Origin of the sequence: Streptomyces sp. P17 (assembly GCF_032436805.1) — a bacterium.
Taxonomy (GTDB): Bacteria; Actinomycetota; Actinomycetes; order Streptomycetales; family Streptomycetaceae; genus Streptomyces.
The window spans coordinates 1-265 of record NZ_JAVRBF010000945.1 but is presented as its reverse complement, the minus strand read 5'-3'; the positions used below and the strand labels follow the sequence as shown (position 1 = coordinate 265).

Genomic DNA, 265 nt, shown 5'->3' with positions numbered 1-265 from the left:
ACCAGCGCATCCTCGCCGACATCGATCGCGATCTCATCGATGTCTGGTCCGTCAAAATAGGCGTTCGTCGTGGCCATCTCGCCGGCCAGATCGTCCATGATCGCTGACGGATTGTCCCGCACCCTGGAACTGACATGCTCTGCCAGATCCCGCGTGCGCCAGATCTCGCCCGTGAAATAGCCCTCCTCCACCAGAAAATCGCAAAGCCGGGAGGCGAGATCATCCGTCGGCGGCAGATCGCCGGGAAGGTTCTCGATCTCCTGGA

1 protein-coding gene is annotated in these 265 nt (G+C 60.8%); it reads right to left on the bottom strand.

All coding sequences use genetic code 11. The annotated features are described in order from the left end of the window. The coding region (locus RMT89_RS43525) for a hypothetical protein (protein ID WP_315889284.1) at positions 1–265 on the bottom strand (265 nt) is incomplete at both ends.